The sequence below is a fragment of the Rhizobium sp. SG2393 genome (assembly GCF_042610495.1).
In the GTDB taxonomy this organism is placed as follows: Bacteria; Pseudomonadota; Alphaproteobacteria; order Rhizobiales; family Rhizobiaceae; genus RU20A.
In genome coordinates, this window is record NZ_JBHGAP010000008.1 from 186,308 (window position 1) to 195,568 (window position 9,261).

Genomic DNA, 9,261 nt, shown 5'->3' on the forward strand with positions numbered 1-9,261 from the left:
TCGCAGAGCTGCACCCGAAAAAGGAGCGATATTGTCGCCGCCTGAAAATAATCGTGAACTTCATTGGCAACCAATGCTGGTTGATGCAGCCTCGCGCGCGCGAATAAAGTCCCAGAACTCAGCAATTGTTTGGTTCACAGGACTTTCTGGCGCTGGCAAATCTACAGTAGCTAATCAAGTCGAGATCCTGCTGCATGCCCAGGGACTTCATACCTACTTGCTGGATGGTGACAATATTAGACATGGCCTCAACGAAGATCTTGGATTTACAATTCAGGATCGTGTAGAGAATGTGCGCAGGGTTGCGCATGTTGCCCGACTGATGGCCGACGCAGGCCTCATTGTGCTCGTCGCGCTCATCTCTCCATTCAGGTCGGATCGCGAACTTGCACGTGCTCTGGCCAGCGCGAGTAGTTTTGTGGAGGTCTTTGTTGATGCACCTCTGGAGGAATGCATCCGACGGGATCCGAAAGGCCTTTACAAGAAGGCCTACTTCGGGGAAGTGAAAAATTTCACTGGAATTAGTTCGCCATACGAAACACCACAAAACCCCGAAATACACCTTCATTCATCCTCGAAAGAACCTGTCGAGATGGCGCTGAAGGTTTGCCAATACCTCGAAAGAATCGGCATCGTGTCGAAATAATAATTTCATTTTTCAATGATAATCAATATTAAATCAAACCTCAGAAATACATAATATCTTTATCTTCTTCTCTCGGCGAGCATGACCTTCAACTCGCCCATGGCTGCTTCACGCCAACTCTTTGGTGCCAGCGCAGCTAAAAGATACCAAGCAATAGCGGGGTAGTGCTGCCGCATGTCTCTTTCACGGCGTGCCTTCGTAAGCCGGTACAGAGGTGCCTTGAACCTGTTGCGCCATACAAACTGTCCAAATCCGGCAGCAGACATCGAGAAGAGAACGTCAACAGCCCTTGTCTGAATCAATAGCTGAGGAACGTCGTGACCACAGGCTGGCACCTGGACAAGCTCGCTCTGCGAGCACTCCATTATTTTTGCGGCATTCCATTCGTCATTCGTCCAGCCGGGATCGTATATGATCCGCGAGCCTGCAAACACATCACCATCACGGATCGTCATGTCCGCATTGATCTCGGGATCGAAAAAACCGTGGTAATCCCGATTGACATGCTCTCCAGTCACAGAAGGGTCGATCGTAAACTGCGGCGCAAGCGCGATGGCAGGGGCCCCAAGCGCAGCGGAGTATTTGAGGGCACCGTACCCTCCCTGACTATATCCATAAATCCAAGAAGGTTGAAATCCCGCGGCCTTTAGCGCTTCGACCGCTCGCCGCGTTGACGACACCGGAAACCAATTGATTGATTTTGATACAATTCCAACTGGGTGGAAGCCTCTGGATTTCAGGAAGAGCTTCCCCCAAAACTCACCCGTTCCATCGTATAGGTGAGTAATCGGATTGAATACAACAACAATTTTTCCAGGTCCTTTTCCGTCAATCACACAGACGTTCTCGTCCTCGAAAATGCAAAATTCATCCCTGGACATGTTATACTGAGTACCTCTTTTGATATAAAAGACCATCCCTTGCATCTTCTGATCGCCGCGAGAAAGGTGTCGACATATCACGAATCGTAGGCGCGTGATATTGATACCGCAACTTATAATCTGCAAGGGGCTCGGCATCAGAGCTATGTCGCGTCAAACACAGGTGAAGGCTTGCCAGTCTAAGCGCTTCGATAAGAAGCCTTTCGGATCGTTCGGGTCAAGTGCTTCGACGCAAGTGTTGGTTTGAACACGATTAGTTCGCGAAATCTTACAAATCTAGCAGGACGCCCGAATGGCTCTCAACAAGGCTACATCATCAATAGGATCATCAAACTGCGTGTGCTGCCACTTTGATACAGGTCTGAACGTGTAGATACGATGCCTCTCTCGCTGCCAGTGCTGGGAAAGGCGGGGCAGCGAACTTTTTTCTTCATGCTCCACGGCAAAACCCAGAAGCGTCGCTTGCGGTCCGAAGTAACGCTCCAGCGCCTCCGCTGTTTTGCCACAGAGGTCAGCATTGAACCGGTCGGCATGGAAGCTCGCGGCGAACACGACGGCTTCACTCCGAATGCCGCGCAACCTCTCGACGCATCGCTGAAGGTAGGCATGCCCTTCCGCCAGATGTACATCGTGGTGCTGGAACATAGGAGGGTGCATGCCATATTTGCGGTGGGCGACCCGGTCAACACCTGTGGTGTGCGGATTTGGAACGTAGAATTCCGTATCAAGGAAATCGCGGAAATCATTATCAAGCATGTCGATGACGGCGGAGAAGTCGCTGAAGATCCAGTCGAACGGGTAGGAGGCAGTCCGCCAGCCCGCAGAACTGAGAATGGAGGCCATATGGCAGGAGGATCCAAGACTGACGATTGTTCCCGGTCGACTACCGACCATTGCCCGAATCGCATCATGACGCGCATTCAATCTGCGTTCTTCGCTCTCAAGGATCGCATTCAAGACCTGACCGACCCAGTCCGGTCCGGAGAACGCAGTCAGGAGGTTCTCAAGCCCTTCCTCGTCCGGCTCTCGTCCAAGGATATGACGATAGAAGGATGATACAAGGCTCACCCTATCACGGTGGGATGCGGCCTTCTGGCGAGACGATCTCTCCCGCGTCCTTCTTTTCAAAATATCCAACACGCGAAACCACTCCATCAGCACGTGTCTTTGTCTTGATCTGCGAGGCGCATCCACCGAACACGATCGATTCCGCAGTGCGTTCTTCTATGTTAACAGCACCGAATCCCAAGGCCCACGGCTGCGTTTTCAAATCTAGTCGAGAGATGGTTTTAATCATGACATCAAATGTGCGGATCCTGTCCGATTGCCTTGTCGGCAAAGGCTGGGGTGAACTTCGTGATTACACCGTCACTTTTCAGACCGAAAACGGGGAGGCTTTGACCCTTCAACGGGAGTGCTACCATCGTGGTGATGCGGCTGCAGTGCTTCCTTTCAATCGCCACCGAGGAACGGTTCTTCTGGTTCGGCAGTTACGGCTTGGAGCGCTCCTGGGCGGCGACAACCCGTTTATCCTTGAAGCGCCTGCCGGCGGACTGGATGGTGAGTCTCCCGAACGCTGCGCCGAAAAGGAAGCGATGGAAGAGACCGGTTGCCGCATATTCAATCTCCAAGCCGTGGCACAGCTTTATGCCATGCCTGCCGCCGCTACAGAGAAAGTGTATCTCTTTCTGGCGGACTATGATGAGCATCCACGGAAGACCGCAGGCCTTGCTGAAGAAGGCGAATTTATCGACGTCGTCGAGCTAACCGTCAATGAGGCGCTCGACATGATTGCCTCAAACACCATCATTGACATGAAGACAGTCGTCCTACTGCAAACTCTCGCGCTGCGCGAGAAATCATAGGCTAGCGGTACGTGCCGCAACCGTCCATTTTCGGCCGGCCTGATTTCGGTTGCTGCCGGCGCCAAAACAGATTGAAGAAAAATCAAAAAGTCGACGAAATTATTAATTAATTTCTCTCGTGAGATTCGCTTCAATTACACAATCAATCGAAGTATATTCTTGCCTTCTCCACCTTATGCAACGCTAAATTGCAATATTCCACTGAAATTCCTTTATGACAATGGTCGGATCGACCCAGTAGACCGCCGTTATAATATCTTTATTCGTATTATAGTCTTGTCGATCGGCATTTCACGCCTGTCGTGTTAAGCCCTATCGCTGCCGGAGAACGGATCTCACAAAGTCGTAGTGTGAATGGACTTCATGGTCTTCAGGATTGAGATGCCGAACAATCGAATAGGCGATGTAGGCGCTCTCGAAGTGACCGCGCTCCTTTTCTACGTGACCAAATTGCTTCCAGGTTCTGGCCGCGTCGGGCTTTGCGGATAGATAGCGCGCGTAGAAACGCGAAGCCCATTTCCAATTTCTTGATATTGCGGCGAAGCGTGCGAGTTGCAACCAGATGGCAGGTATCTGAAGGAGCGGCGTGGTTGCAGATAGAAATTCGATCGCAGCCCTGGCTCCTTTCACCGAATCAAGCACCTCTTGATGATCGCCGTCGGTCGGATGTTGCACTTCGCAGCCCATCAACGCGAATGCTTCTGCCATAGCTATCCGCTGGTCGGGCGCCGCGACATCGACAAATCCGATAGCGGAGATTCCGAAATATGCATCACCACGGGTTGTTTCGTTGTTCACTGCCGCCGATTGGCAAACGAAGGAAACTTTCAAAACGCCGTCGTGACCGACCTTCCCCCTCACCTTGTGAACCGACCGACGTGCCGTCAGCACCACGGTCTGGATCGTGTCGCCCGCTGACACAGCCAAGACACGTGTGCTCGTGGATGGTGAGAGGAGACAAAGATAGATATCAACAATCCATCCAGCAGGTACCTCAGTCTGTAGTTCCAGTTCGGCATTCTGCTCATTGGCAAACGCAAACTGATGTTCGCAAGGCCCCCAACCTTTCCGGCGAGTCATACGGGCCGTGATCATCGGGCCACCTTCAAGATCCAAGCGGGGCAAGCGCGCGTCACCAAACTCGAAGATCGTTGCAGGCGCAAAGCGGTAAGTAGATACCGGTCGGGAGGAGGCGGGCTCGAAGGATTTCAGCGCACCAAAGAGTTCGTGACAGAAAGAAACCCACGTCTTGGGTTGAAATTCTTCACGAATTCGGCGTTCCCAGACGGTGATCTCATCTCTGTCAATAAGAAGGGATCGGATGACAGACAGTCCGGTTTCCCAATCGAAGGGATCGAGGTAGCGGGCAAAATCACCGCCGACCTCGGGCATCGATGTCGAAGACGAGGTCACACAAGGCTTGCCGCGCGCCAAGCTTTCGCCGACCGGCAGCCCCCACCCCTCTGCAAAGCTGGGATAGGCCGTGAAAAGGCAGTTCTCGTAGAGGTAATCGAGTTCGCCGTCGGAGACATTGCTATACACGTGCAACCAGCGATCTGTTGCTTTGGTGCGAGCAATCTCCCGCTCTAGCTGCTCTATGTTCCAGCCCCATTTTCCCACGAAAACCAAGCGTGGTATCTTGTCATCACCAAATTCCTCGGCAAGGGCTTCCCATACCCTGACGAGCAAGACGTGGTTCTTGCGTATTTCGATCGTTCCGACACACAGGACATAATCCTGACCGGCGAGTGCCGAGAATCGTTTGTTCTCGTCGGCCGTGCGCGCGGTCTTTGGAAGCTCTGTGGGAAGCTGCACCGCAGTAACCGGGAGCCACAGATTCAGCCGGTCTCGCATGAACGCCTCGACTTCGCCCTTCACGAAGTGCGAGTTGGTCAATATCTGATCGCATACCGACAGAACATCTATAAGGGATCTGCGGAAGGTGCGGTTTGCGACTTCCGAAAGATATTCAGGATTCTTGATTTGGATCAGGTCGTGCACAAACAAGGCGATGCGCGTGCCCTCGATCCTCAGATCGAGCAGAAGGTCGTGGTGATAATAAATCCAGAAAGCGCCAACCATCACATAGGCGTCACCGGAGCGGGGCTTGAGTTCAATCCGACTCAAATAGACGGCTTCAAGTGCAGCGAGAATATCTCCCTTAGAGGCGCTGCCGGACTGCAGCAACATGACGAGTGTCTCTACTGCGTCGGGATCTGCAGCAAGCACACGCTTGCGGTCAAACTCAGGAATGACAGGAATGATGTCGATGCCAGAAAGATCGCGATGCATTATCAGATTGGCAACGACGCGCTGAATGCCGCTTACCGTCGTGTTTCCATCTTGCGCATATGCAACGAAATCGGTGATGTCCAGCCAGTAGATCGGGCTACTAGCGGTCATCTTTGCGCTCAGTTCTCTGCCCCACTTGGGCAAATCCGTGCCAAAGGCGGGCTTCACCAATTCCTCTTGGCTTGCCGCGCCAGGGACAATTGGAGGCATATTCATCCGGGAACCTTCCACCAAACCTTCGCCTCCGAAGATGCTAAATACCGAGCACTGGCTTGCATCTCAAAGCAGAGGCGAGCGTGATCTTGCGGCGCACAATTTTCACGATTCGGATCATTGAGCCATACACCTTCTCTGGCGTTTTTTTGCGTTCCGCTTTTGCGCGAGGATTCGCGTCTCTTCGGCAACACGTACCATAGCGTCTCAGGGGCTCAGTGCCGCTCGCATACGCATAAGGGTCTCGTTGATCCGCCTGATCTCTTCGATCCGATAGCCATTTTCCGTTTGCAGTTCGTTGATGACTCGCTGATGATGTTGAATCTCTGAAATACGATAGCTGTTCTCTTCAGCCAAGCGGATCGCGAAGCGCTTGTACACGTCCCGCGCCTGGAGAGCCGCCAAGTCGAGTGTGGGCAGGTCATCGGCTGTCAATGGGTACCCCAGAGCGGTAACCGCCTCGCCGAACACCTCATTCAGTTCAGCAAGCTCCTCAGGTGAAAGCGAGTTCAGGGCCTCGTATGGGCGCCCGCGTCTATTGTGATTTTCCTCATCGCTGACGAGCTGAAGAAAGTTTGCCTCCATAATCGTCAAATCCAGCGCAGCCCTGTCGGGCCTTATGCCGATGTACTCGGCAACTTGAAGCAGGAAGGCGATCGGATCCTGCAATATATCCTCATACTTGATGATCAGCCCATTTTTCTCAGTCGCGAACGCATGCAATTCCGCTATGTCAGAGAGAAATGTATCGCCGACAGTCAACGGCTTGCTCAGTTCCGCGCTTTCAACCATTTGCGGCGGCAGTGGATCGTTGCGATGCAAATGGCGTGCATGAAACCAGCTTAGCTGACAGTCCCTTGGGTCACGTGTCACAAGGATCGGTACGATGTCGAAATCATCAATCTTCTCGACGACTCGGACACCCCAGCGGAAACATCCGACCATCAGGTTATTTTGAAACGCCGAATGAAGTTCCTCAACCGGAATGTCCTGCGGCTGGATTGCCTGCCGATGAAACCGCGCTACAACATCGTCCGCGTTATAGCCCGAGCGCTTGAGAAGCCCTTCAACCAGCATGAAAAGGATCGAGCTTCCCCCTCGGCGAAATCCGAGAAACGCAAATCTTTTTTCCATACTGAACCCGCTCTTCTCATGAATTTCGTGCGCTATCGCACGCGCCCGAGTGGCCTTTCTCTAGCCGGCGCATCGGCCACTCGTCTTTCCTCCGCTGGTCGTGCTCGATACCGCACATCCGAGCGCATTCTCAACACTTGAAACCGTGACACGTGTCTTTTGCGGACTGCGTGCCCATCTGGTCGCATCCAAGACTTAAGGAAAGTGACGCGAAATCAATTCCGCCGCCAGTTAGAAGCGGCTTACATCACATTGCCGTGATAGTTATGTCATAGAGGGTGAGAATGGAGTTTCCGCGGGAGTAAACGCGTGCCTCGAAGCGCTCATCACGCGCCAGTTCGACCTCGACTTCGATGGGGATCCGCACCGTCTGATTGTCCGTTCCCTTGAGATCAACGACATGCACCGGGATGCATTCGTTCGGCTTGCATATACAAAAGTCCGCCCATCCTACGCGTTGATCCTCGGCAGCGTCGCTGCGGTATCTGTAAGAAACGAGATAGCGGTTGGGCGGAAGCGTTCCGTATTGCCCAAACGCCAAAAAGCCTTCCCGATGATCCACCCGTCGTCCTCCGTAGGGCACGACGTTTGACTCGACTTGGTAGCGCAGCCGCTCACCTAACATCAGTTGGGAGAATGCGCCCTCGGCAAAACAGGATACATCAACCGTCAAGGCGCATGCCGACGCCGTGTCCGGGCGCAGGCTGACCGGAACCAAGATGTCGGCGAACATCTGGTCGTAGAACCAGTCACGCTCTGAACAGCAAAAGCCAGCGATCATGCGGTGATCGCCTACGGGGACAATGCAGGTGGGGTCAACGATCGAGAAGCCTGTCTGGCTGATTTTCTCCACATCGCTGTCAATCCAGAAAGAGGCGTTCCGTCGGGTATCGAGGGACCACTGAAAAGGAAGGTGATGACTGGGCGTCGTCGTCGCATGACCGAAGCCGAACAAAACACCATCGCGAAACAACGCATTGGAGCCCCCCCGCATCATGTTGAAGTTGTCGTGTGCCGCACGCGGCGCAAACCCCCCAGGCTTTGCAGTTTCGGCGATCGCCAAACCGGTCTCAAGATCGATGTCGAGCACCAGATTGGGGTCAAAGCTATGCACGGCACCCAAGCGTCCGCCATTGTCGAACGGCATCCAGTTTTTGCCGTATGTGAACCAAGGGTCTTCCACGGATACGGGTAGAAGGCGATTCATGCCGATGTCATAAATATAATACGGATGGTCACTGTTCAGGGCGCCCCTGAACAACACAATTGCACGGTCTCCTACCCTCGTCACCCGCGGGTCATTACCGGGACCTATATCGAGCACACTTTCGCAAAACAGTCCTTCGTCATCTTCACGCCATCGGCGTATCACGATACGGCTGAGATAAGCACTTGTGTCTTCCGGCCATTGCTCCGGGCCAAACATGACATGGTAGCGACTTGCCGACCAGAAGGACCCACGCCAGAATGTAAAGGCGAAAAAGCACTCGAACGGCACTCCGCAGACTGCAGATGTCCTCCGTACGAGAGCAGCGCCTTCACGCTTGAACTGTACGGAAAGCGGTATTTTGCCGACCATTACTGACGAACCTCAACTGTTCCAACCCAAACGATACTTCGTTATGTCCTGCTACCGCATCGCATCTAAAACCACGATAACGAGCACGCGTTCCCCACCTTAAAGAACAGGCAAAGCGAAATCGACGCCCAAATTCTGTTATTAAGCCTTGCATAAAGCACCGGTGAAACTGGCAAGATATCAATTAAATAGCTCATGCCACAACAACAGAATAACCACCCAAAATAGCACGATAAATAGATTATTCTCCCATCGGTTGCTTTTCAGTGGCCTCCATGGTAGGCGACATGCTGGCGCCACCGTTGCTTGACGTTGGGTAGACATTTTGCCATTACGGATCTGACTGGGCTATGCCGCAGTGCACAATATGCGGGAACATGGCCTCCTGACAGCGATTGGAGAATGATCATGAAGACTGCCTTGGTTTGTGGGGCTGGCGGTTTCATCGGTAGCCACCTGGTGAAGCGCCTGAAGCGTGAAGGCTTCTGGGTTCGCGGTGTGGACCTGAAGTTCCCGAGCTTCGCCGAAACGGAAGCCGACGATTTCATCGTGGCTGACCTGCGCGACCAGAGCGTGGTCGAGCGCGTGATTGATCGTTCCTTCGACGAGATCTACCAGCTGGCGGCAGACATGGGCGGCGCCGGCTACATC

8 protein-coding genes are annotated in these 9,261 nt (G+C 53.2%); 3 read left to right on the forward strand and 5 right to left on the reverse strand.

The genetic code is table 11. The features are described from left to right. Positions 1 to 31 precede the first annotated feature (31 nt). Positions 32 to 646, forward strand: coding sequence for an adenylyl-sulfate kinase (gene cysC, locus ACED18_RS16465; protein ID WP_377294191.1), 615 nt, complete (start codon positions 32 to 34; stop codon positions 644 to 646). A 59-nt stretch (positions 647 to 705) separates the two neighbouring features. On the opposite strand, the gene ACED18_RS16470 is transcribed toward cysC, so the two are convergent. Next, positions 706 to 1,563, reverse strand: a complete 858-nt coding sequence (locus ACED18_RS16470; RefSeq protein ID WP_377294193.1) for a hypothetical protein — start codon at positions 1,561 to 1,563, stop codon at positions 706 to 708. A 240-nt stretch (positions 1,564 to 1,803) separates the two neighbouring features. Beyond that, positions 1,804 to 2,682: a DUF1796 family putative cysteine peptidase gene (locus ACED18_RS16475; protein WP_377294195.1), complete on the reverse strand. Its 879-nt coding sequence runs from the start codon at positions 2,680 to 2,682 to the stop codon at positions 1,804 to 1,806. A gap of 140 nt (positions 2,683 to 2,822) precedes the next feature. Between ACED18_RS16475 and ACED18_RS16480 the strand changes: the two genes are divergently transcribed. After that, positions 2,823 to 3,392 (forward strand): NUDIX domain-containing protein, encoded by a 570-nt coding sequence (locus ACED18_RS16480; RefSeq protein ID WP_377294197.1) that lies wholly within the window; start codon positions 2,823 to 2,825, stop codon positions 3,390 to 3,392. A 312-nt stretch (positions 3,393 to 3,704) separates the two neighbouring features. Here the strand turns inward: ACED18_RS16480 and ACED18_RS16485 are convergent, their stop codons facing one another. From ACED18_RS16485 to ACED18_RS16495, 3 genes are all read right to left on the reverse strand, one after another. Further along, positions 3,705 to 5,900: a glycosyltransferase gene (locus tag ACED18_RS16485; protein ID WP_377294199.1), complete on the reverse strand. Its 2,196-nt coding sequence runs from the start codon at positions 5,898 to 5,900 to the stop codon at positions 3,705 to 3,707. A gap of 204 nt (positions 5,901 to 6,104) precedes the next feature. Continuing rightward, positions 6,105 to 6,974: a sulfotransferase domain-containing protein gene (locus ACED18_RS16490; RefSeq protein WP_377294201.1), complete on the reverse strand. Its 870-nt coding sequence runs from the start codon at positions 6,972 to 6,974 to the stop codon at positions 6,105 to 6,107. A gap of 304 nt (positions 6,975 to 7,278) precedes the next feature. Continuing rightward, complete coding sequence (locus ACED18_RS16495; protein ID WP_377294203.1) at positions 7,279 to 8,610, reverse strand: hypothetical protein; 1,332 nt, start codon at positions 8,608 to 8,610, stop codon at positions 7,279 to 7,281. Between the two features lie 408 nt (positions 8,611 to 9,018). Here ACED18_RS16495 and ACED18_RS16500 point away from each other — a divergent pair. After that, a partial coding sequence (locus tag ACED18_RS16500; RefSeq protein WP_377294205.1) for an NAD-dependent epimerase/dehydratase family protein occupies positions 9,019 to 9,261 on the forward strand: 243 nt, incomplete at its 3' end.